Genomic DNA, 22909 nt, shown 5'->3' with positions numbered 1-22909 from the left:
GTTTCCAACAACATACAGGCCGCGTGCGCCCTTGTATCGGAGTTCTTATGTCGCTTAGCCGTTTCGTCCCCTTTGTCAGTGTTCTTGCTCTCTCGATTGGTTCAACCGCGATCGCCCAAGACGTGCCGTTGATGGAGGACATTGTAAGTGCCTATGAAGCCGAGGATTTTGTAACGGCGCGGACAGGTTTGGCCCAAATCGCTGAGACGGGTAATCCGGTTGCTCAGTACCGCTATGGCAGGATTTTGTTTGAAGGGCGTGGTGGTCCCAGGGATTTAGAAAACGCGGCGGTATGGCTTGAGAAAGCCGCCGCCCAGAACAATGGGCCAGCGGCGACGCTCCTGGCAAAAATGCTTTTGGGGGTCGAGGGTATCAAACCCGACCCAGAACGCGCGGTCAGTTTTCTGCAGCGCTCTGCCACCCGGGGCGATCAAGAGGCGCAGTACACGCTAGGCCTCTTGATGCAGCAAGGCGTGGGTATTGATGCTGACCCTGAGCAGGCCTTTAACTGGCTTTTGGCGGCTGCGGAGGCGCAGCACACAAGTTCTCAATACGCGTTGAGTGAGGCCTATGCCAAAGGCGTGGGGGTCCAGAAAAGCGCTGCTGACGCGGTGTTTTGGTTGCGCAAGGCGGCGGTGAACGGGTCTCGCGGCGCCCAGATTGATTTGGCGATCCGGCTGGATGAGGGCGACGGCGTTGCGCAAGACCGCGCGGAAGCCGTGTCTTGGCTGACACGCGCCGCGGACAAAGGTCACCCGATGGCACAGCGCATATTGGGCAGCAAATTTCTGGCCGGCGATGGCGTAGACAAGAATGCCTCCGAGGCGTTGAAATGGCTTGAGGCGGCGGCGGCACAGGGTGACGCACTTGCCCAAAGCAATCTTGGATACGCATATTACTCTGGCGAAGCAGGTGAGCAAAGCGATGCGAAAGCATTTGAATGGTATCAACGGGCGGCGTCGGCCGGGCTTGTCCGCAGTATGCTTGCTCTGGGGCTTATGTATCAAAATGGGCGCGGGACAGAGGCTGACCCTTTGCAGGCGGCCAGCCTTTACGAAAGCGCTATGCTCGCAGGTAATGAAATCGGCAAAATCAAACTGGGTCAGGTCGTTGCAAGCGGCGCGCTAGATGGGCGCTACGATCGCAGGAAGGCGGCCACGTGGGTCGCAGCCGCAGCCAAAGATGGCGACGACAACGCGACGGAGTGGCTTGTGGCGCAGTCTGCGTCGGGCAATCAACGCGCCGCAGGGCAGCTCGCGATGATTTATCTGGCCGACGAGGATCGTAAAGACGAAGCGCTGGAACTGCTTGCGGACGCGGCCAATGCTGGCGACAGCTTTTCCCAGTTCAAGCTTGGCGAGATGCATGCGTCCGGCACGGGTGTCGAGCAGGATTTTGTCGTCGCGCACAAGTGGATGAATGTCGCAGCCACACTCGGCTCCAAGGCCGCGGAAGAGCAGCGGGAGATCTTGTCTCAATTGCTGACCCCCGAACAGCTTGCAAATGCACAAGCGCAAGCGCGCGTTTACTTCGAGCAGGAGAAGCAGCGGGCGCCGGACACTGATCAAACCGTCAAAATCACCGAATGACGCATTCGCATAGATCATGGGCCTTTGCGCTATTTGCCGCGGCGGTGCTGGGTTCGAGCGCTGTCTTCGGGCAATCAATTTCCGAACTTACAAACGCGGCCCAATCGGGTGATGTCGCGGCCCAGGCACAGCTAGGTCAGATTTATGATGACGGGATCATCGTAGCCCAAGACTTCAAGCAGGCTGCCAGATGGATGGAGCTCGCCGCGGAAAACGGCGACCCGGCCTCCCAAAACCGCCTTGGGAAATATTATCACGCGGGGCGCGGTGTCGAACAAAACCAAGACCTGGCAATCGCCTGGTTGGAGAAAGCCGCGGTTACTGGAAGTGCGGACTACCTTTTTGATCTTGGTCTGGCCTTGGAGAACGGCGCTGATGGATCATCAAAGCCGGTAAAGGCATCTCAGCTCTACCGACGCGCGGCAGAATTTGGCCACGTCGGCGCAGCCGTCAGCCTTGCGGTGCTTGCCCAGGAAGGCAACGGCATTGACCAGGACCTGGATTTGGCACTTCAGCTCTACCAAAAGGCTGTGCGCGCCGGAAACGCCAAGGCAATGAACAACCTGGGGCTGCTCTACGTCCGAGGCGAAGGGGTGGACCAGGACTACGGATTAGCCGCAGAGCTGTTCGCAGCTGCCGCAGAAAAAGGGCTGAAAGAGGCGACACGCAATCTTGGCGTCTTGTACCAGAATGGCTACGGAGTTCCGTTGGACGAAGAGCGTGCGACAGAGCTGTACCGGCAAGCGGGCCAGTCTGAGACCACTGCGACCGAAAGCAGTCTTCGTCCGCTATTTGATGACCGTTTGGGGCCTTTCGTTCCCGCTCCGGAGGCGATTGCGAACTATGCCCACTCCGCGGATGCGGGCGACCCGATAGGGCAATTTATGATGGCGTGGGCGCATTTGGAGGGCGTTGCACCGAACGCCTCGGCCAGAAATGCTGCGCGTTGGTTCGAAAGGGCGGCCGCTAAGGGGCACGCCACGTCGATGGCCAACCTTGGACTGCTATATTTCGCAGGTCACGGCGCGCCTCAGGATTTTGTATTGGGGTATAAATGGCTGACTTTGGCCAGCCGGTATGGCGACCAACGCGCGAAAGACATACGCGATCAGCTTGGCCAACAAATGGTCCGCGCGCAGATCATCGAAGCGCAAAAACTCGCTCAGGCCGAGCAACCCTGAACGGACTACGGCAACTAGGTACCCCAAAAAGTTAACCTAACGTTAATAAAATACCGTGCATTTCGGCGGAATTTCGCGTATTGATTAGAAATGTGTGACGATCTGCTGTCGTCACGTTGATGCGAGGGTGGTGCGCATCGGCCCAGTTGGCCAGTGTGTATGGAAGGATGTATTCTATGAGAAGACTGCTAGCGCGCAGCGTTGCTGCAGCTATAATTTCTCTGGCTTCCGCCTCTGCCGTATTTTCGAACCAAGCAACTCAACAGCATAATTCGAGCGCGTTCTGGTTTGAAAACTGGGGCCAGATGACCAATGCCACGTTGAAAGTATTAGCCCCCAACGGTGCGATGACCGAAATTCAGGCCGCGGCCGGAACACCGGTTTTCCGGCTTGATCCGGCGCAAATCCTTGATGGGGTTTATCGGTTCGAACTGACTGCGGCAAAGCCGGAAAAAGTCAAAATCGTAAATCCGCAGAACAACGGGCGCGGCGACGCAGCCTCCGACGAGGTGAACGAATCATTCTATCTGAGTGGTCAGTTCGTCGTGGATCGGGGCGTGATTGTTGCGCCTGAGGAAACAACTGAAGATAGCAACTAAAAGACGAAATACTTAGAGGGTTACAGATATGAAAAACACAACGCTTACAAAGCTCGCCATGTCGGCAAGTGCACTTTGTCTGGGTGCCAACATGGCTGCTGCGGATATCGTGCAAAACGATGATGTGATCATCACGTTCAGCCTCTGTGTCGGCAATGACTGCAGCAACGGCGAAAGCTTCGGCTTCGACACCATCCGCATGAAGGAAAACAACATTCGGCTGCATTTCGATGACACCAGTACCTCGGCCAGCTTCCCGCAGAATGACTGGCGCATCGTGGCCAACGATAGCAGCAATGGCGGCGACAACTACCTGGCCTTCGAAGACGCTACCGCAGGGCGCATCCCATTCCGCGTTGAAGCCGGTGCTCCGGCCAATACGCTCTATGTCGAAGCTGACGGGGACGTGGGTATCAAAACGTCCAACCCGATTGTCGACATTCATGTTGTAGAAGGCAACACCCCGACCCTGCGCCTCGAGCAGGACGGCTCGGACGGCTTCGCGCCTCAGACCTATGATATTGCTGCAAACGAATCGAACTTCTTCATTCGTGATGTAACCAACGGCAGCAACCTGTTCTTCCGCGCGAAGCCTGGCGCTCCTGAGGACTCGCTCTTCATTGCAGCAGATGGTGATATTGGTATTGGCACAGATGGCCCCCAGACTGACTTCCACATCAGAACGAGTGAGACGTTCACATCCCTGCGCCTTACCGCGACGGGTGCGTCCCCGACAGAAAGCGTGGACATGACATTTACCGATGGTGGTGCCGATGGGTCCCTACGCTACAACTTTGATGATGGCGATGGGAACGAGTTTGATCTGAACAACGACGGGAACCTTACGCTGACCTCCAGCGAGACTTTCAACACATTCCGCATCGCCGCATCTGGCGCGTCGCCAAACACAGGCGCTGACCTCACGTTCACCGATGCGGGTGCAAGCGGACAATTTCGGGTCAACATCGACGCTGGGGATGCTCAGGAAATGTCGCTTGATGACGCTGGTAACATGGTGATCACTGGTACGTTGACCCAAGGATCGGACCGCAACAACAAAATCGGTATCGTTCCGGTTGATAGCGACGAAATTCTGGAAAAAGTGTCGGCTTTGCCTGTCAGCACGTGGACCTACAAGGGCGACGCAGATACTGGCGTTTACCACATTGGCCCAATGGCCCAGGATTTCTATGCCGCATTCGGAACAGGCCACACCGACAAAGGGATCTCATCTATTGATGCCGCTGGCGTCGCGCTGGCCGCGATCCAAAGCTTGACGCAGCGCGAAGCTGAATTGAAAGCGCGCGTCGCGAAATTGGAAGCCATGCTTTCCGAATAAACAATCGCAACAGCAAACGGTTTGAAGGCGGCCCCAACCGGGCCGCCTTTTTTATGCATTTGATGAAGCAGCCCTCTTGAGAAAAATGAGCCCTGACCGAGAAAAGAAGCTTCCAGACATTTCCGCCGCCGCGATTTCTCTGAACCGCGGATTGTCGATGGATACCGCGTATCCCCTCGCCTCCATCTTTTCGATCCAGTAGCTGGCCGGCTGCAAATTGACATGGTGATGCCCCCGCTGGCCAGGTTCGGCATGGGTCATAACAATCACTGGCGCGTTGGTCAGTGTGTCCAGCAGGTTGTCCACATATGTTTCTTCCACATGCTCCGCGACTTCGACACAATAGGTCAGATCGCACGGGTACACATAGGGCCCAGTGACAAAGTCGTGCTGGGCGATTGGAAACACTGCGGTGTCGACATTGGACGCAAGCCCATCGATGCCATGCGCATGCAACCCTGCCCGCCCAAAGTACGCGGCGGCATGTCCTTGCCCTGCGCCAACATCCAACATCGTGCGGGGAGCAAAGCGGTCAACCAAGGCTTGCCAAAGACGGGGCGTGATGGTCAGACCATCGCCGTGCATCAGGTTCCCACCAAGGTGTTTTGCGGAAGGTTCCGTCACGAGGAAATCCTTCCAGTGACCAATTTCGCTACTCATAGTCTCTCCTAGTGACCGCTTTGCTTGACCGCAAGACAGTGAAGCTTTGGTAAACGGGTAACCGTTTGGAACGGTCATCAGCCCCAACTCGCGGGTGTAGTCCGAGTCACGCCATTTTACGGATCCTTCGAAATAGGCCGTCAAGCCTGGATCTTTCCCTAGAACCTCGTTGTAGGCAACATACTGGCGCGCGCCAGCAAAGTGTTCCGCGCGCTCCACCTCCGACAAAGCCAAGTCCGCGTAATCCTGCAGAAACTTGAAATGCAAAAGCAAGCCAGAAACTGGCGCTACTTTTGCTCCAGACAGGATATGGGTTGAGGCTTCCAGATCGAGATCGGGCCGCCACTTAATCAAGGGATACTTGTTCAGGTAAGGAGACGGAAACGGGCGGTCTTGATCTTCCCAGAACAACCGTTCGCGAGGGCCCCCTCGCTCTAATGTATTCAATCCGGGAATTGGCTGCGAAACGCTGTACCCTCCCGCGTCAAAATATGGACAACATTTTAGCAGGCTGTCGCCAGCCAGATATGCCGCATCCCTGATGGGCCCGAGGGGGTACATGTCCAGCATCGGCGCTGCCATCGTCTCGCACCCCTGGTCATCTAGGTATCCTGTAAGTTGTCTCAGTGATGTGGTTTCGTAGTGTGGATAGACAAAGAGTTCGTCTGCATCGACGACGAGGACCCAGTGACCCTCAGCCCAGTCATGCAGGACTTGGTTGGTCCAATCGACGCCGCATCTGCTGTCTGCGTAGGATTGTTCTGTTTGGAACAGCGTGACGTCCGGTTGTTCTGAAAGGTAAGCGGCGGTGCCGTCATCAGACCCGTTATCAATGATCAGAAACTGGTCGATTCCGATGGTGCGGTAGTGGCGCATAAAATCCTGAAGCCTCAGCATTTCATTGCGCATCACTGCGACAACTACGATATCTTCTTTGGCTATCTCTGGGGGCGGCGATGTCAGGGTCACTGCCTTCGACTGTCCCGCCTCATTCATATCCAAGAGCCTTCATCAATTGCAGCTCGGGCTCATCGAAGGACTCCAAAATCTCCGTGCGGTTCTTGTGTCTTCGGCCTGCGTTTGGTTGTACCAAAGAGGCCGCGTATTCCAACCAATCTTCATTCGCAGATATCCCTACGAAATCGGTGAGCAGCCTCAACTCTGCCTTGGGGTCAGCCAAGATGTCCTCATATCGGACCTCATGATAGCTGCCCGGTTTTAGACTCGGGGCCTCGTCGCGAACCCTTTGAAGCCGGTCATGCCAAAGCCGCGCAAAGCGCCGCATCGGCTGCGCGGAAAACCCACCCGCAGGTGGCGCATAGTCCAGCGCCATACTCGGCCAATGCAAAATGTCCAATTCCGCCAGGGCCTGATATCCGGGATGACCCGACATAGACGCACTGACATCGGCCCCGTCGCGGATCAGGTGTATAATTTCGCATTCTGGCCAATAGGTCTGCAAGGTCGACACGAAGTAGAAATAGTCAGGTGTCTTGTCTGCCCAATAGGTGAATTTCTTGGGCTGCCCAAGAAAGCGTGCAAGTGCTTCACAGAATTCCGGAACTGACATTTTTTCCGCCCAGAACGGCGACGCGGCAAATTCTGCTGCGCTGAATGGGACGACAGGGTCGCCCGTGACATGATTGGTCCTCTGAACAATGTCCATGAGCGCTTCGGAAGGGACCGTTTGAATTCCAAAACGTTCGAAAAGCGTGGGGATCCAGTGTGTTTCCCGGAAGACAAATAGATCGGGATGACTATTCATCATGCGCCACAGCAGCGTTGTGCCACAACGGCCCGTCCCAACAATGCAGAACTTCACGCGTCTAATCCCGCGGGCACGAGAAACGGTTCTTCGCGCACGATGTCACCTGCAGCCAATCCAGCCCGCAGCTGCGCGCCAGACGGCAGCGCATCCCTGAGGGGGGCTTCTATGCCGTGCTCAAGATACATTCTGTACCAGCGCCGCCAGTGCCACCCTACTGATTCCGGCAGTTCGCGGTTTGCCAGATAGGCCTGGCCACCCTGATCTACCTTCTTTTCGAACTGCTTCGGCGATCTGACCGGGTAATGAAAAATCTGAATCGGCGGCGTCGCATGAGATTGCTCGTCTGAAAAATGGGCCGAGTGGTTTCCCTGTGTTACCTTTTGCAATCCAGCAGTGCGGACCAAAGCCTTGCCGGGCAAGTCGAGCAGAAAGTATGGGGCGGGCAGCTGGCCTTCATAAAGGTCGGTGATCTGCCATTTGGTTCGGGGAAGCGGGTAAGCGGCGCGGTAGATCAGTTCTTCGCGCCAGCCGGATTGGCCAAGAGTGTGATGGTCCGCCACCATGTTCCACCGAGATACGTTCAGCTGGCTGGCGTCTGGGTAGGCAGCGATCACGTCCTTAAGGTTACCGCGTCGAGGCACCCAAAACTCATCGGCATCATTGTTCAAAACCCATTCGGCACCAAGCGCGTCTCGGGCGTATAATGCAGCTTTGGTAACCCATTTGCTTTGGGCGTAGTCTCGTCCAGCTTCGTCAAAAACCGTCGCAACCCCCGCGCGTTGGTATTCATCCAGAATATCGCGGGTACCGTCGACAGAACCGTTGTCAATCGCAACGACAAGGTCGACACCTTGCCGAAGATGAAACTCAATGTTCTCACGCACAATGTCCACTTCGTCGCGGACCAGAAGCGTCATCGCCAAAGTCATATTTGCCTCATCCCCAGTCCCAAAATTGCTACCAGAATTGCCCAGTTTCGGCAACTGCAAGGGCCGGGGTCCTCTGACATCTCGACAGGGCCGACATTTGAGGCTTGATTGGGTAAATTGCTAATTATGTTGGCCTGTTAGCACGCAAACTGATATCAATAGCTGTGCTGAACGTCAGATAGTCCAACATGTCCATGACACCCAATGTATCGATTTCATATCCGCAGCGTTTTGTCATGGCGGTCATTCTGATCGTGATACTTGCCGCGCTCTTTTGGACCGGCTCTCGGTATCCTGAGTTGGACGAAAAGGCGATGATGAGCGGGGCCATCCAACTGGAGGATCCGCTTGGGTTTGAGGCGTTGTTTCCCTTGACCCCCGACATGTCCTTTGTCGAGCGCGTCTTCTTTTCCACGCTCAACTGGATCAACACCAACAAAAAGGGAATGACCTTCGGCGTGTTGTTCGCTGCAGCATTCCTGACAGCGGCTGGTTACCTGAAACAGAAGGGGTTTCGGGACGGGGTTCCAAACGCGATCTTCGGAATGTTTCTTGGCGCGCCGCTGGGTGTGTGCGTGAACTGCGCCGCTCCAATCGCCAAGGGCATGTATTCGGCGGGGCTGCGCGCAGAAACAACGCTTGCGGCAATGATCGCGTCCCCAACATTGAACGCCGTTATCTTGACGATGATGTTCAGCCTGCTCCCGTTCTACATGGCCGTTGCGAAGATTGGGCTGAGCTTGGTGGTGATCTTGCTGATCGTACCGCTGATTTGCGGAACATTGCTGCCGGGCCGGACCGGTACCGTAGCTCTCAAAGACCCGCCTCTTCCGCCCGAATATTTCGTGGAAACATCGCAGAGCGAGTCGACGCATGTCGCGCTCTTGGAGGTTTCGAAAAGCTATGCATCAAACCTATGGTTCATCATAAAGATGACGGTGCCCTTGATGCTCTTGGCGGGCTTTTTGGGAGCGTTAGCCGCGACACTGCTGCCCGGCTCGATGATCCTTGGGTTGCCATTCAGCGTATGGCTTTTGGTGTTGGTCGCCTTGGTTGGCGTCTTCCTCCCTGTGCCAATTGCGTTTGATGTTGTTGTCTGCGGTGCATTGCTGACTTTGGGTCTGGCGCCGGGATATGTCATGGCGTTGCTGTTCACGCTTGGCACGTTCAGCGTCTATTCCTTTTTCATCGTCGCCCAATCCATCTCCACGCGGATCGCGGTGACCTTGACGCTGGCCGTAGCTTTGATTGGCGCGGCAGCGGGGCTTGCGGCACAGAGCTATCACAACTGGCAAGGCGACCGCGCATTAGACCTGCTTCTTGGCGGGCTCATCGCAACGCCGGCTTATGCCCAGTCTGCCGATGTCACCATCACGGCCGCGCCCTTTGCACCGCGGTCGTTGGCTGCTGACAAGCCGTTCACGCGGCTGGAGGCTGCCGAAATAGGCATCGACAAGCCGCTGGAATTCTCTTTCGAAGACATGTGGCCACCTTTCTGGGAAGGTCGCAGCGTGGCCAGCGGCGACATTGATCGCGATGGGGATCTGGACCTTGCGATCGCCTCAGACGAAGTCGGATTATACCTCTACAAGAACGACGGCACCGGCCAGTTTCAAAGGTGGGAAACCGACATCGGCACAGTCGCCGACCTGCCGGTGTTTAACGCTGTACTTGTGGATTTGGATGATAACGGCTGGCTCGACCTCTTTTTGGCGACTTACCGACAGGGGAATTGGATTGTGCCAAATCAAGGTGGAGCGTTCGACTTTGCAAAAATGCGGCCAGTTCCCAATGTGCCCAACGCCGTCATGTCCCTGTCTTTGGCCTTTGATGATGCCGATCTCGACGGGGATCTCGATGCCGCGCTTGGGAATTGGGCGGCGGGATGGTATCGACATGTGCCCGGCGAAGAGTCTCGTAACCGATTGATATTGAACAACGGTCTAGACAGTTTTGGCGATCGCTATACGGACCTACCGGCGATCCCCGGCGAAACGCTGAGCCTGCTGTTCTCAGATATTGATCGCACCGGGACGCCCGATCTTTTGGTCGGAAATGATTTCCGAATTCCGGACGCTTTCTACATTGGTGATGGCACGGGCGACTTTGACATGTTGGATCATCAAGACGCTGTCATCCCACAAACCACAACAACCACCATGGCAATCAAGTCCGCGGATTTGTTGAACGACGGGAAAACGCAGCTTTACTTTGCGCAGATCGCGGGTCGGGCCTCGGGGGTCTCCGAGATACTGAAGATGCAGCCGATTGAACTGTATTGCGACGCCATTGTGGACCCCGACGCAAAGGCCACATGCGCCAAGAACATGGATATCAAGACCTGGTACAAATCCGGCAACAATTTTGATCCGACCTATGCCAGCAAATGTCAGACGTTGGCAGCGGACTACCAGGCGCAATGCAAGGCGATGCTGATCAAGGATCTCGCCATTCAGCGACGTGACCCGAAAGTATGTGCGTTGATACCGGCGTCCCAACCCAATGCGCGGTCGTTTTGCGAAATCCACTTTTGGCCGCCACGCCCTATCACCGATGCCGAAAAAGACGCCTCAATCCCGCAGATTTTGCGCTCCAACGTCCTGTTGGAACCGCAAGGTGCGGCGTATGAGGACAAGGCTGAAATGCGGGGGCTAGATGTCGGTGGCTGGAGCTGGGACACCAAGATTGCCGATTTTGATCTCGATGGGCATCAGGACGTCTACATCGTTAACGGCACCTGGGTTCCTAACGAAGTGACTCCATCGAATTTGTTCTTCCACAATGACGGTGCCGGTGGATTTGTCGAGGCCTCCGGCCCATTTGGCCTGGAGGACTATTTGATGACGGCCTCCGCCACGCAGTTTGACATGGACAATGATGGTGACCTTGATCTGCTCACCCACCCCGTCAATGGGCCAATGGTGGTGTTTCGCAACAACGCGCAAACTGGCAATGCCATCGTATTTGAACTGGTAGACCTGCAAGGCAATCATGATGGCATCGGGGCGCGGCTCGACATCAGGTTGGAAAGTGGAGAGACGCTAAGTCGGGAAATTCAGATAGGTGGCGGGTTTATGTCATTTGACGCACCGCGGGTTCATTTTGGTCTGGGTGCGGCTACCCAGATTGAAGGGTTGTCTATTCATTGGCGAACCGGTGAGCCAACGGTGCTTGATCAGCCGATGGATGCCGGAAAGGCATACCAAATTACGCGCCGCGCAAGGTAATCCAAGCCCGCATCCTGCAAGCACAAGGGGAAAAAATTGTTATTATTGGGTTTCATATTAACCCCAACTCTATGTAGATCACAGAATTAGCGCCTCTGAGGGCATGACGTAATCAAACGAAAGCAGGGCCACCGAATGACCCAAGATATCACCCCTGTTATCCTGTGTGGCGGTTCCGGCACCCGCCTTTGGCCAGTGTCGCGCAAGAGTTTTCCGAAGCAATTCATCGCCCTGATTGGCAATAGCAGCTTGTTTCAACAGTCCAGCACACGTTTGGCAGGCAAGACCTTCGCCGCGCCGGTCATTGTGACAAATTCTGATTTCCGTTTCATCGCGACGCAGCAACTGGCTGAGTTGGGCATTGACCCAGACGCCGTGCTCATCGAACCCGAAGCCAAGAACACCGCACCGGCCCTGCTAGCCGGCGCGCTGCAGCGCGCAAAGACGGAGCCGAACGCCTTGATGCTGGCGGCGCCGTCCGATCACCTGATCACGCAGGAAGATGTGTTTCACGCGACGATTGCCAGCGGCGTTGAAGCTGCGCAAAACGGGAGGATCGTCACATTTGGCATCACGCCGGATCGGCCGGAAACCGGGTATGGATATCTGGAAACCGGCGCGAAAGATGGGGCGGGTGCAATCGCATTGACACGTTTTGTGGAAAAGCCTGACCACGAAACCGCAGTCAAAATGCTGGCGTCCGGCAACTTCCTCTGGAATTCCGGTATCTTCATGTACACCGCGCAAACGCTGATTGATGCTTTTGCGGCGCACGCCCCGGATATGCTCAAACATGTGCAGGCGGCCATGGACAACGCAAAACCGGACCTTGGATTCTTGAGATTGGACCCTCCGTCCTGGGCAAAATGTGAAGACATATCCATCGATTTCGCAATCATGGAGAAAGTCGACAACATCAGCGTCGTTCAGCATACGGGCGACTGGTCTGACCTCGGAGGCTGGGCCGCGGTACACCAACATGCTGATGCTGACGGGGACGGCGTCGCCCTGCAGGGCACCTCGTTTGCGGTTGATTGCAAGGATACGCTGCTGCGCTCCGAAGTTGATACCCTTCAATTGGTCGGGCTCGGTTTGGAAAACATAGTGGCCGTGGCGATGCCGGATGCGGTACTCGTCGCGGACAAGGCGCGGGTCGCGGACCTTGGAAACGTGGTGAAAAAGATGCGTGCGGCTGCGATCCCGCAGGCGGACACGTTCCCAAAGGATCACCGGCCATGGGGCTTCTTTGAAACGCTCATTCTGGCGGGTCGGTTTCAGGTGAAGCGCATCGTTGTGAACCCCGGCGCGGCGCTGAGCCTTCAAAGCCATGTGCACCGGTCAGAGCATTGGATCGTTGTTGCCGGCACCGCCAAAGTAACGATTGACGACAAGGTTCAGTTGGTAGGCGAAAATACGTCCGTCTACATTCCACTTGGTGCCGTTCATCGAATGGAAAATCCCGGCAAAGTACCGATGGAGCTGATCGAAGTTCAAACGGGGAGCTATCTTGGTGAAGATGACATCATCCGCTACGAGGATGTCTACGCGCGCAGCTAGGACCGGCTGCGTGCCAAAGGGTTACTGAAACCCTTTCAGAACCTGACTATGCAAATCCAGATCGGCCCGGTTCGCATCGACCAGCACCTGCATCAGCTGCAAATTGTCCTGCGCGTCGTTCTTCTTTGACACGTTCTTGCGGGTTTCGTCCCATGTCAGTGTCGGGAAGTCTGGCCCAAGCCTTGCAGACAAACGAGCAATGGTCTCGTCAAATTTTTCGACAGCCCCTACCACGCCCTGAGCCGCAATGACGCTGAGGCCGGTCATTGCGCGATGCAGTTCCGGCTCTGGACCCGGCACAATGGAGGCAAGCCGGTGAGCGTGGAAATTCCGACATTGGCGGTCACCAGGCTGCGCAAGTCTGGTTTCAACATAGTTCTGAAAGCTCCCAGCCTTGGCCAGCTTGGCGCCCCAGGATTCCGAAAGTTGATTTCGTTCGAAGTTATAGGCTGACTTGATGCGCGAAATGGGGTCTCGCAACAGCATGACCGGAACAATCCTTACGCCGCCAACCTGCGGCAGAGGGCCAACCATAGTATGTGCAGAGTACGCGCGCGCATCCGGTGTGCCGCGTATCCATTCCTCCACAAGGGAAGTGTTGTTATCACCGGCCATCGGAAACTCGGTCGTAACCCAAGAATCCCCAAGGTTTTTCTTGAAAATACTGTCTAGTGTGGTGCCAGCATTCTTAAACAGGTGGTAATGGAGTACTACAGTTCTCAACATTCTCCGTACCTAAACCTTGTCAGGTGCGTAATCAAAACAGTTCTGCGGCTTCGAAGGCGATTTTCATCATTTTCCGCCCCTTTTCAAAGGAATATCCGTCCCTCATGTAGTTCAGTGCGTTCTCAGACATACTTTTCCAAAGGGCGTTATCGGTGTTCAACCGGTGGATCGCGTCAGCCCAGTCTTCGGGTTTCTCAACAATGAAACAATCATGCCCGGATCTTAGCCCGATCCCTTCGGCGGCAACGGGGCTCAACACGCAAGGCAAACCACTGGCCAATGCACCCAAAACTTTGCCTTTGATACCAGCCCCCGACAATAGCGGGGCGACAAAAATGCGGTGGTTGTCATGGGCGTCCTTCAGGTCTTCGACAAACCCCACTGGCTTGATCTTGCTGGCGGCCAGAGCGCGCACATCGTCACCCATACCAGACCCGTATATCGACAGCTCGATAGAGGGGTCCTTGACCGCAACAACTGGCATAACCTCCTTGGCAAACCATTTGATGCCTTCGACGTTGGGATGGTGGCGGAAACCGCCAACGAAAGACAATCCCTTGCGCGATTTTACGCCGGGGCAGCTGTCCGCAACGTCCACAACCCAAGGACATTTGGCAATCGTTGCAAGCCCGGCTGTATAGGCCTCAATCACCGAATGTTCGACTTCATTGTAAGACAGAATTACGTCTGAGCGTTCGATTATGGCCAACTCCTTGTCCCGGGTCTGGTTCGCCTCAACCAATAGCTCGGGGTCATTCTCTGTGCGGGCCGCGCGGAACTGGCGCAGGAAATGAAGATCAGCGTTGTTGAACAACACCTTTCGACCGGGCGCATATTTCCGAATGTGGTCCAACGCGTCCTCGGCCACATAGTAGCGGGTCAGGTAAAACGCGTCGAAATCCATGGCATGCTGTTCAAGGTACTCGGACATGGTCATATAAAACGGGGCATGGATCGCCTCGATCCCCATTTTGCCCAGTTCCTCCGTGTAGCTTCCCAGGTGGGCCATATTGGTCGGCAGGAATGTCACTTTGTAGCCAAGGGACTGAACCAGCTTCATTTCCTGAATGGCGGCATAGCTGCCGGCATCTTGGTCCGGACGTGGCGTGGTGTAGTCGATAAACAGGACCCGTCCTCGAATGCCGCGGTCCTTCTCCAAATCGGGGCGCTCACCCTCTTTGCCAAAGGCCCGGAATGCATCCGCCCAACGGCGCTTGAACTTCGGCCGGTTCACTTCCTGGAACCGCTTGAAGCCGCTGGAGACGTCTGTCCCGCTGGTCATCCCTTCGTAATGGAAGACCTTGGAGCCAGGTACGAAATAGGTCCGATAGCCAGCGTCACGAATTTTGAAAGCGAAGTCCGTGTCTTCGAAATACATTGGCTTTAGGTAGTCCGACAGCCCACCCACCTCGGACCAGATCTTAAGCGTGGTCATCATCGCGGCACCTGACAGGTAATCCGCCTGCCGCGTGTAGCAAAAACTGGGGTGGTTTGGGTTCTGCGAATTTCCATAGTTCCACGGATTCCCGCTGCCCCAGATGATGCCACCGGCATCCTGCAGGCGCCCGTCGGGATAAAGCAGCTTCGACCCCACAAGACCCACGTCGGGGAAACGCTCAAAGGCGTCCAGCAGGGTATCCAACCAACCGCTCGTAACCTCCACATCGTTGTTGAGAAGGGCGATATATTCGCCCTTCGCCTTGGCGACCCCAGCGTTGCAGGCCCCGATAAATCGCAGCGCCTCAGCGTTGTGAATGACCTGAATTCCCGAAACAAGCGTCTCCAGCTCTGCGGTTTCATCCGTCGAGCCATCATCCACAACGATCACCTCAAAGCTGCACTCGTTATGGGCCAGCAAAAGGCTGCAGAGCGCCAGGTAGGTGACTTCAACCTTGTTATGCACGGGGATGACCACAGACACATCGGGCTTGGACACTTTGGGGAACCGCAACGGCTTAAGCTTTACCCGGTCATATCCCCCTTCCAATGTCTTCAACGCATGCGACAAGGCCTCAAAATCGGCGCGCTTCGCATTTTTCTCCATTTGCAAGCGCATGGATTCATAGCGATCCATGGTTTGCGCAAAGTTTCCGAAATCATAGGGAGGCGGAGTTTCGCGTTGGATGATGTCATTTGGCGTGGTGGTCTTCGGCAGAATGACCAGTTTCTCCTCGAACACCTGCGTCCCGCTGAGATCTTTGATCGCCACATGCGCCTGCAGCCCCAACAGGTAGTTTGGGGGGACGCGGAAAGGCGTATCGTTGGTCCCCACAAAGGCAGCCCCGACGGGCTCGCCATTGATGAAAACAACCGATTGAGTGGATCGATCCGCCACCAACATGATCGTGTGACCGTAACAGTCCGTCATGCGGACGTTGTTGTCAGCCGGGTCAAAAATGCGGGTACTTACGCCGCCGGTGATAACCTCAATGGCCTCGTGGTTGGCCAAGTAACCGGGCACCGCTGCCTTTATCCACTTGCCGCCTTTCTTGTCGCTGCCGCCATACATCCGAACTGGCATTAGCGTTTCACTGGGAACGTGCTCTGACTTTTCGACAATGTCCGACAAGAAAATGAACGGCACGATACCTTGCCCGTCGTCGATGTAGGAATGAAAGTCGACCGAGAACGACACTTCCAGACCATTGTGACCTGCTTGAAGCGGCACGGTCACCTGCTGGTAGCCATGGCTCAGCTGGCCCCCCTTAAATCCCTCTTCAAATGCGATTTGGTGACGGCTCTGCGCGCCGGTGGCCATATCCTTAATATCGACATTCAGTGTGGCGCGGGCACGATGGGCCGCAATCTTCAGCTGCACAACTCGCGCCTCGTCAGTGGGCGGGACATTCAAGGTCGAATGAAAATGGATAGTGCAAGGTTCATGCTGCCTGCTGATCAGCAATTGTATGGTCTCTTTGCCGGAAAGGCTCCAATCTGGAAGGTGGTTGACCCGGCAGGCGTAGATATCGCCCTTCGTTGCCTCTTCCGGAGTCGAGCTGGTCTCTTGGACCGGATCGTCGAACGTAAAGCGGTTTTCGCGATTGAGTTTTTCCAAATATTGCGTGTCGCCGTCGCTCGTCTCAAAGGCAACAGAGGCATTTCCAACACCAAGTACGTAGTCCTGCGGCCCCACATCCGAGTCGGTTGACATAAAAACGGTGCCATTCGCCAAAATAATCTCTTGGACACCGCGTAAGTTGTTGTGAATTCTCATTTTTCGCCCTCTAGGCAGTATCTGACTCAAAATCGATCGAAAGGGCTATAAACCACTATTCGTTTAGACTGGAACATAATTCTTGGGGTTCCAAGCCATTAGGTCCCATTCCTTCCACCATGGCCGGTAGCGCTGTTGGGCAGAATCCCCTAAACCTTGCCGTTGAAGATCATCCAAAGCGTCGTAGAATTGGCCCATGGCAACGCAAAGTGAACCGGCACGCGCGCAATTGACGTCACCGCACGTCTCTATCCTTTGCGCGACCTATAACGGCGCGCTCTATTTGCGACAACAACTCGACAGCATCGCCGCCCAAACTCATCACAACTGGAGCCTTTTGGTGAGCGACGACAAGTCGTCAGACGACAGCCGAAAAATCATCACCGAGTTTCGCGAAGAAGGCCATGATGTGGCGCTCTTTGATGGACCGTGCAGCGGCGGAACGGCCAATTTCATGTCCCTGATTGCGCGACTGCCTGACAATACGGACTGGGTCGCGTTCTGTGACCAGGACGATGTCTGGCTTGATAACAAGCTGGAACGGGGAATAGCGGCTTTGGCAGATATTCCACCAGATCAGCCGGCGCTATATTGCAGCCGAACCTGGGTCACGGATGTCGCGCTCGAGGGTCGCAAAATTTCTGCGCCAAGGCCCCGGCCCGCGAGCTTTCGAAATGCTTTGATCCAGAATATCGCCTCGGGCAACACAATCCTTCTCAACCCTGCGGCGGCGCGCCTGATACGTGACGCCGCAATAGAGGCTGGCCCGGTGGTGGTTCACGATTGGTGGGTCTATCAGGTGCTGACCGGTGCGGGCAGTATCATCGTGCATGACGAATCCCCCACCCTTCTGTATCGGCAACATAGTGCGAACAGTATCGGCGCAAATGACGGCGTCATGGCAAAAATCTGGCGTATTGGCATGATCCTTAGCGGGGAATTTCGCCAATGGAACGACACCAACCTGGCTGCTCTTGGGCGGTCCGCTCATCGCCTTACGCCTGAAAATCGGGCGATTCTGGAGGGCTTTTCTGCCGCGCGGGACGCTCCAGCCCCCTTACGAATAAAGAAATTTGGGGGTTTGGGGCTGTACCGCCAAACAAGGTCAAGCACACTTGCCCTGTGGATTTCCATGCTATTTGGCAAGCTTTAGAGCTGCGCGTCTTCCAATTTAGCGTTTTTGTTTGGCTGTCCAGCGGTGTAACAGCCGTATATCTTTATATAAATCGCGATTCAGGGTTCGGATAAGGGGGCGATTATGTTGCAAAAGCTGTTGCGCCCAACTCTGGTGAAACGCTTCTTTGAGTGCGTCCGCGACGAAGGTTGGGGGGCCGCACTTCGAAAGACCCGCACCTATGGCGGGATCGTCTTGCGCAACGCTGGGCGCTCCGCCCTGAATTTCGGACATCGCGGCCCGGTCAATTCTGACCATAAGTATTACAACAAGATTTGGCGGACCTTGGCGCAAGAAAATGCGTTTCACGTCACTTCGGCGTCGAAGGCCTTACGCAAAGGTCGGCAGATCGCAATAGTCGCTGACATGAACTTACCGCAATGCACCAAATACCGCGTGGAACAACTGGCGGAGTTTTGGCGGTCCCGTGGGGTAGAGGTAAACTATTCTCACTACCTCGACGTGCCTCGCAGCATTAACATCATGCAAAACGCGACGCATCTTGTTCTCTACCGCATTCAAAATATGCCAACATGTTCGATGTACATGTACGAAGCCCGGCGGCTGGGTCTGCCTGTCCTGTATGATATCGACGACCCGCTGTTCTCGGTATCGGCCTACGAAACCTACGAAAACATGACCGCGCTTGACCCGAAATTGAAGGATCATTTCCTGTCGGAAGCGCCAAAGTACCTTGATGTCATGAATGGCTCGGATGTGATTTCCGTCTCAACCCCGGGAATGGTGGATCACGCCAAGCTCTACACCCGGCGGCCGGTCTACATGCGTCGCAACTTTGCCGACCAGGCGACGCTTAGCGCTGGGGCCGCTACCCTCGCGGCGACCCCTGAAAAAGGAAGTAACGACGGCGCTTTTCGCGTCGCATTCGCCAGCGGCTCGCAAGGGCACGAGGTCGACTTCGCCCAGATCGAGCAGCAGGTGATTGGATTTTTGGAAGGCAGCAGAGACCGCCGGCTGACCATACTGGGTCATTTTGACCTCACGCGTCTTCCGGAAGGGCTACGCGACCGCGTAGATGCGCATAAATTCACCGACTATGCCGGCTATCTGGAAACACTGGCCACTGTTGACTGCGCTGTAATGCCGCTGACTGACGACATCTTCAACCGCTGCAAAAGTGCCGTACGGGTGATCGACGCGTCATCGGTCGCGGTGCCCAGCATCGTGGGTCCGGTGGGCGACATGGCGCAAATGGTACGGCATGGCGAAACCGGGTTCATTGCGGAAACACCACAAGATTGGACCGACGCCCTAACCCAGCTGGCGAATGACAAAGCGGCGGCAAACAGGATGGGGCAATTGGCCCGGCAGGACCTAGAGACCCGCTGGTCCGGCTCAGGTGCCGCACATATCATCGACCCCGAATTGCTGGCTTGGGTTGAAGAGTGATGCGCCCGCATATCTTCGTCATCAACGTTTTCTATGCCCCTTTCTCGTATGGCGGCGCGACCATTGTAGCCGAGCAGGTGGTAAAGGCTCTACGGGGAAAGGGGGCTTGTGATGTGACCGCCATTTCAATGTGCAGTCGCTCCGACCTCGTCCCTTACAGCCTGATCCGCTCCGAGAAGGATGGCGTGGTCAACTATCTGATAAATTTGCCTGCGGGCCGCAACTATTCCGAGATTTACAACAATCCGCGCGTCGCAGAAATTATTGGCGATCTGGCCGACCAGTTCAGGCCTGATCTGGTCCATTTGCATTGCATTCAAGATATTGGCGCGGGCTGCATGACCGTGCTTGACGATCTCGGCATCCCCGTCGTTCTCAGCGTTCATGATTTTTGGTGGATCTGCGAGCGACAATTCATGATCCGACCCGACCAGAGTTACTGCGGCCAAAACCCCGTCAATATCGAGACATGCCGGTCATGTGTTCCCCACCACAGCGCCGCCAAACTGCGGATGAACTACCTTTTCCGGCAGGCCGAGACCGCCGCAGCCGTCACCTATCCAAGCAAATTTGCCCGGGAGCTTTGCGAAGCGTCGGGTTTTGCCCCCAACAAAGGTATCGTCTGGGAAAACGGGGTGCGCCCGCCGAAGGATGATTTCTTCACCAAACAGTCCGCGCGTCGCGCCCGTGATCCCCGCATTTGCTTTGGCTTCCTGGGTGGGCCGTCTCAAATCAAGGGCTGGCCGCTGATCCGCCGGACCTTCAGCGACCTCAACCGAGAAGATTTCAGGGGGTTGCTTGTCGATGGCAGCATTGACGAGGGTTGGTGGGGAGATGAAGATCTGGACCGGCTGCGTGGTGACTGGCAGGTGTTTCCGCGCTTTGACCAGGACAACATCGACGATTTTTACGCCGAGATTGATGTGCTGCTTTTCATGTCTCAGTGGAAAGAGACGTTCGGACTGGCAATCCGGGAAGCCATTAGCCGCGGCATCCGGGTCGTGCAGACAGACAGCGGCGGCACCACCGAGCACCCGCTCGCTGATCCCGACAAGTTGATCCCAATTGGGGCGGGAAGCGATGCGCTGAAGGCTCAGGTGGAGGAAGTGCTGCACCGCGGCAACGCAGATATGCAAACCGCCTCTGTAGCAACCTACGCGGATCAGGCAGCGCAGTTTCTCGATATCATATCGCCAATTTTGGCCGCGCAAACATCTGCGAAGGTGTAGCGCGGCATGCGGCACGCTCTCGGACATGTGTTAGACCTATGGCGGGCCCGTGCTATCTACTTGGTGCTGGCTGACCTAAGATGCAGCAATAGCACCGTTAATAATGTCGCTTACCAGTGGGGTTCGCCAAAAATTTGATGTCCGACATCGCGACACATAAGGACCGAATACCGGCCAAGCTGCGGTTTCAAACCGGGCGGGTGATCTTCGCGCTGTTGATGCGGGAAATGTCGACCACCCATGGCAGGTCCCCGGGCGGATATCTGTGGGCCATTCTTGAGCCGGTCGCCGGCATCACATTGCTGACCGTCGCATTTGGCTTCTTCTTGCGCAGCCCGCCGATGGGTACGAGTTTTGCGCTGTTTTATGCCACCGGGCTTCTTCCATTCGTGATGTACGTGGATCTGATGGGCAAGATATCGCAAACCATCCGTTTCTCGCGCCCTTTGCTAGTCTACCCGAAAGTGACCTTTCTCGATGCAATTCTGGCGCGGTTCATCTTGAATTTCATAACCCAGATTATGGTATACTACCTTGTAATCATGGGTATTTTCGTGATTTTTGACGTAGAGGTTGCGCTGGATTTCAAATCCATAGCCCTGTCGCTTGCACTCGCGTCATTTCTTGGTTTTTCGCTTGGTTCAGTCAACAGCTTGCTGTTTTCCTTTGCACCTGTCTGGGAACGGATCTGGTCAGTGATCAACCGGCCAGCTTTGCTGGTGTCCTGCATCTTTTACACCTATGAGGGTCTGCCTGAGACACTGCAAAACTACATCTGGTACAATCCGTTGGCGCATATCGTCGGGCTGATGCGACAGGGATTCTATGCGGAATACACCGCCGAATATGTCTCTGTGCCCTATGTCCTGCTGTGGTGCATCATTCCATCAACACTTGGCGTTTACTTTTTGCGGGTGTATCACAAGATTATCCTAAATGAGCTGTGACCTATGTATAATCGACCGGCCTGAGGCCGCCTCGACGTCGCAGATAGGAGCCTTTCAGAAAATGGCATATCACGTATGACAAAAAATGATCAGAATCAGGCCAAGCCGCCCCAGGTGGTGAAAACGGCGCCCCAAGTGGTAGAACCTGCGCCACCTGCGACACCACTGCGCCCGGTGACACCTGCAGTCGCTCCGGCCCCTGCAGCCCCGCCGGCCCAACCGCCCAACGCGAAGTCCGTGCGCCCGGCCAAAGTGAAGTTTCGCCACGTAGCAGCGCTCGGCAGCTTTATCATGTTGGTGATAATGCCCATCGCCGTCGTTTTTTATTACCTCTACGTTCATGCCGCAGATCAGTACTCGTCTGAAACCGCCTTCTCCGTCCATAAGGAAGAGGCCTCGTCTGCTGTATCCTCCTTGCTTGGCGGTCTCAGCAATTTCTCTGGTGGTACTTCAGATGCGGATGTTCTGTATCAATACATTCAATCCCATGGGTTGGTGAAAAAGGTAAATGATGATCTGAACCTGCGGGAACGGTTCTCGGTTCATCAAGAAACGGATCCGGTTTTCGGGCTGGAAAAGGACGCCTCCAACGAGGATTTGCTCGATTTCTGGCAGCGTATGGTCACGATCCGCCTTGAAACGGCATCGGGCATCATAACCGTCGAGACACGCAGCTTCGCCCCCGAAGACAGCCACGCAATCAATACGGCTATTCTTGCCCATAGCAGCGAATTGATCGAGCGACTGAGCCGCATCTCGCAAGAGGATACGATACGCTCAGCCAAAGAAGAGCTGGACACCGCAACAGAGCGCCTGAAAGAGGCGCGCATCCAGATTTCGACATTCCGCAAGACGTCGCGGATCATCGACCCGAATGCCGATGTTCAGGGGCAAATGGGCGTGTTGAATGAACTGGAGCAAAAGCTTGCTGATGCGCTGATCGAACTTGATCTGCTGGCGGACGTGACCACTGCAAGTGACCCGCGTGTTCTGCAGGCGGAACGCAAGGTAAAGGCGATCAGAAACCGCATCAATGAAGAACGCACCGCCGTTGTGTCGCAGGACCCAACCGGCACTGCCCGCAACAACCTTTACGCCACGCTAGGTACGTATGAGGCCATGTTGGTTGATCAGGAATTTGCAGAACAAGCATATGTGGCGACTTTGGCGAATTACGACACCGCCGCAGCGGAAGCGCGCCGCAAGTCGCGCTACCTCGTCGCCCATGTCGAGCCGTCATTCCCGCAAACGGCAGAATACCCGCAACGCGCAATTATCGGGTTGGTCTTGTCGGTCTTCATTCTTTTGAGCTGGGTGCTGCTGCTGCTGGTCGGCTACTCGCTTCGCGACCGACGCTAAA

At 55.6% G+C, this 22909-nt stretch carries 17 protein-coding genes; 11 read left to right on the top strand and 6 right to left on the bottom strand.

The features are described 5' to 3' along the window. Positions 1-47 precede the first annotated feature (47 nt). From Q0899_RS14820 to Q0899_RS14805, 4 genes are all read left to right on the top strand, one after another. Entirely contained in the window at positions 48-1589 is a 1542-nt protein-coding gene (locus tag Q0899_RS14820; RefSeq protein ID WP_299193776.1) for a hypothetical protein, read from the top strand. After that, complete coding sequence (locus Q0899_RS14815; protein WP_299193774.1) at positions 1586-2770, top strand: SEL1-like repeat protein; 1185 nt, start codon at positions 1586-1588, stop codon at positions 2768-2770. The genes Q0899_RS14820 and Q0899_RS14815 overlap by 4 nt, the downstream gene beginning before the upstream one ends. 176 nt (positions 2771-2946) lie before the next feature. Beyond that, the gene (locus Q0899_RS14810; RefSeq protein WP_298295276.1) at positions 2947-3369 is read left to right on the top strand and encodes a hypothetical protein; all 423 of its coding nucleotides are present in this window, start codon (positions 2947-2949) and stop codon (positions 3367-3369) included. Between the two features lie 28 nt (positions 3370-3397). Next, the gene (locus tag Q0899_RS14805; protein WP_298295275.1) at positions 3398-4708 is read left to right on the top strand and encodes a tail fiber domain-containing protein; all 1311 of its coding nucleotides are present in this window, start codon (positions 3398-3400) and stop codon (positions 4706-4708) included. A gap of 51 nt (positions 4709-4759) precedes the next feature. On the opposite strand, the gene Q0899_RS14800 is transcribed toward Q0899_RS14805, so the two are convergent. The 3 genes from Q0899_RS14800 to Q0899_RS14790 are packed head-to-tail and all read right to left on the bottom strand — an operon-like array spanning position 4760 to position 8065. Continuing rightward, positions 4760-6364, bottom strand: a complete 1605-nt coding sequence (locus Q0899_RS14800) for a glycosyltransferase family 2 protein (protein ID WP_299193771.1) — start codon at positions 6362-6364, stop codon at positions 4760-4762. Further along, complete coding sequence (locus tag Q0899_RS14795) at positions 6357-7190, bottom strand: sulfotransferase (protein WP_299193769.1); 834 nt, start codon at positions 7188-7190, stop codon at positions 6357-6359. The genes Q0899_RS14800 and Q0899_RS14795 overlap by 8 nt, the downstream gene beginning before the upstream one ends. Further along, positions 7187-8065 carry a glycosyltransferase family 2 protein gene (locus tag Q0899_RS14790; protein ID WP_298295268.1) on the bottom strand — a complete coding sequence of 293 codons (879 nt, stop codon included), beginning with the start codon at positions 8063-8065 and terminating at the stop codon, positions 7187-7189. Before Q0899_RS14790 ends, Q0899_RS14795 begins: the two co-directional genes overlap by 4 nt. Positions 8066-8301: 236 nt before the next feature. Between Q0899_RS14790 and Q0899_RS14785 the strand changes: the two genes are divergently transcribed. Both Q0899_RS14785 and Q0899_RS14780 read left to right on the top strand, forming a co-directional pair. After that, positions 8302-11292, top strand: coding sequence for an FG-GAP-like repeat-containing protein (locus tag Q0899_RS14785; RefSeq protein WP_299193767.1), 2991 nt, complete (start codon positions 8302-8304; stop codon positions 11290-11292). A gap of 135 nt (positions 11293-11427) precedes the next feature. Continuing rightward, entirely contained in the window at positions 11428-12849 is a 1422-nt protein-coding gene (locus Q0899_RS14780) for a mannose-1-phosphate guanylyltransferase/mannose-6-phosphate isomerase (protein WP_298295265.1), read from the top strand. Positions 12850-12870: 21 nt separating this feature from the next. Here the strand turns inward: Q0899_RS14780 and Q0899_RS14775 are convergent, their stop codons facing one another. Both Q0899_RS14775 and Q0899_RS14770 read right to left on the bottom strand, forming a co-directional pair. Beyond that, complete coding sequence (locus tag Q0899_RS14775; protein WP_298295263.1) at positions 12871-13575, bottom strand: hypothetical protein; 705 nt, start codon at positions 13573-13575, stop codon at positions 12871-12873. A 31-nt stretch (positions 13576-13606) separates the two neighbouring features. Next, positions 13607-16726: a glycosyltransferase gene (locus Q0899_RS14770; protein WP_299193764.1), complete on the bottom strand. Its 3120-nt coding sequence runs from the start codon at positions 16724-16726 to the stop codon at positions 13607-13609. A gap of 259 nt (positions 16727-16985) precedes the next feature. On the opposite strand from Q0899_RS14770, the gene Q0899_RS14765 reads away from it, so the two are divergent. The 4 genes from Q0899_RS14765 to Q0899_RS14750 all read left to right on the top strand — a co-directional run bounded on the left by Q0899_RS14765 (position 16986) and on the right by Q0899_RS14750 (position 21549). Next, complete coding sequence (locus Q0899_RS14765; RefSeq protein WP_298295259.1) at positions 16986-17942, top strand: glycosyltransferase; 957 nt, start codon at positions 16986-16988, stop codon at positions 17940-17942. Between the two features lie 105 nt (positions 17943-18047). Further along, entirely contained in the window at positions 18048-19373 is a 1326-nt protein-coding gene (locus tag Q0899_RS14760; RefSeq protein WP_299193761.1) for a glycosyltransferase, read from the top strand. Further along, complete coding sequence (locus tag Q0899_RS14755) at positions 19373-20602, top strand: glycosyltransferase (protein ID WP_299193759.1); 1230 nt, start codon at positions 19373-19375, stop codon at positions 20600-20602. Before Q0899_RS14760 ends, Q0899_RS14755 begins: the two co-directional genes overlap by 1 nt. A 137-nt stretch (positions 20603-20739) precedes the next feature. Then, positions 20740-21549: an ABC transporter permease gene (locus Q0899_RS14750; RefSeq protein ID WP_298295254.1), complete on the top strand. Its 810-nt coding sequence runs from the start codon at positions 20740-20742 to the stop codon at positions 21547-21549. Between the two features lie 95 nt (positions 21550-21644). On the opposite strand, the gene Q0899_RS14745 is transcribed toward Q0899_RS14750, so the two are convergent. Continuing rightward, positions 21645-21842 (bottom strand): hypothetical protein, encoded by a 198-nt coding sequence (locus Q0899_RS14745; protein ID WP_299193756.1) that lies wholly within the window; start codon positions 21840-21842, stop codon positions 21645-21647. On the opposite strand from Q0899_RS14745, the gene Q0899_RS14740 reads away from it, so the two are divergent. Then, complete coding sequence (locus Q0899_RS14740) at positions 21841-22908, top strand: sugar transporter (protein WP_299193754.1); 1068 nt, start codon at positions 21841-21843, stop codon at positions 22906-22908. The genes Q0899_RS14745 and Q0899_RS14740 overlap by 2 nt on opposite strands. The last annotated feature ends 1 nt before the right edge of the window (position 22909 follow it).

The organism is uncultured Litoreibacter sp., assembly GCF_947501785.1.
Taxonomy (GTDB): domain Bacteria; phylum Pseudomonadota; class Alphaproteobacteria; order Rhodobacterales; family Rhodobacteraceae; genus Litoreibacter.
Note: the sequence above shows the minus strand (reverse complement) of the source record. Positions and strands in the feature narration are given on the sequence as shown.

What these genes read in the sequence shown, in the direction of transcription:
- Q0899_RS14785 (WP_299193767.1), top strand. Translation starts at nt 8,302, where the DNA reads ATGGCGGTCATTCTGATCGTGATACTTGCCGCGCTCTTTTGGACCGGC.
- Q0899_RS14790 (WP_298295268.1), bottom strand. Translation starts at nt 8,065, where the DNA reads ATGACTTTGGCGATGACGCTTCTGGTCCGCGACGAAGTGGACATTGTG.
- Q0899_RS14760 (WP_299193761.1), top strand. Translation starts at nt 18,048, where the DNA reads ATGTTGCAAAAGCTGTTGCGCCCAACTCTGGTGAAACGCTTCTTTGAG.
- Q0899_RS14750 (WP_298295254.1), top strand. Translation starts at nt 20,740, where the DNA reads ATGTCCGACATCGCGACACATAAGGACCGAATACCGGCCAAGCTGCGG.
- Q0899_RS14800 (WP_299193771.1), bottom strand. Translation starts at nt 6,364, where the DNA reads ATGAATGAGGCGGGACAGTCGAAGGCAGTGACCCTGACATCGCCGCCC.
- Q0899_RS14740 (WP_299193754.1), top strand. Translation starts at nt 21,841, where the DNA reads ATGTTGGTGATAATGCCCATCGCCGTCGTTTTTTATTACCTCTACGTT.
- Q0899_RS14770 (WP_299193764.1), bottom strand. Translation starts at nt 16,726, where the DNA reads ATGTCAACCGACTCGGATGTGGGGCCGCAGGACTACGTACTTGGTGTT.
- Q0899_RS14765 (WP_298295259.1), top strand. Translation starts at nt 16,986, where the DNA reads ATGGCAACGCAAAGTGAACCGGCACGCGCGCAATTGACGTCACCGCAC.
- Q0899_RS14805 (WP_298295275.1), top strand. Translation starts at nt 3,398, where the DNA reads ATGAAAAACACAACGCTTACAAAGCTCGCCATGTCGGCAAGTGCACTT.
- Q0899_RS14775 (WP_298295263.1), bottom strand. Translation starts at nt 13,575, where the DNA reads ATGTTGAGAACTGTAGTACTCCATTACCACCTGTTTAAGAATGCTGGC.
- Q0899_RS14780 (WP_298295265.1), top strand. Translation starts at nt 11,428, where the DNA reads ATGACCCAAGATATCACCCCTGTTATCCTGTGTGGCGGTTCCGGCACC.
- Q0899_RS14745 (WP_299193756.1), bottom strand. Translation starts at nt 21,842, where the DNA reads ATGATAAAGCTGCCGAGCGCTGCTACGTGGCGAAACTTCACTTTGGCC.
- Q0899_RS14820 (WP_299193776.1), top strand. Translation starts at nt 48, where the DNA reads ATGTCGCTTAGCCGTTTCGTCCCCTTTGTCAGTGTTCTTGCTCTCTCG.
- Q0899_RS14810 (WP_298295276.1), top strand. Translation starts at nt 2,947, where the DNA reads ATGAGAAGACTGCTAGCGCGCAGCGTTGCTGCAGCTATAATTTCTCTG.
- Q0899_RS14755 (WP_299193759.1), top strand. Translation starts at nt 19,373, where the DNA reads ATGCGCCCGCATATCTTCGTCATCAACGTTTTCTATGCCCCTTTCTCG.
- Q0899_RS14815 (WP_299193774.1), top strand. Translation starts at nt 1,586, where the DNA reads ATGACGCATTCGCATAGATCATGGGCCTTTGCGCTATTTGCCGCGGCG.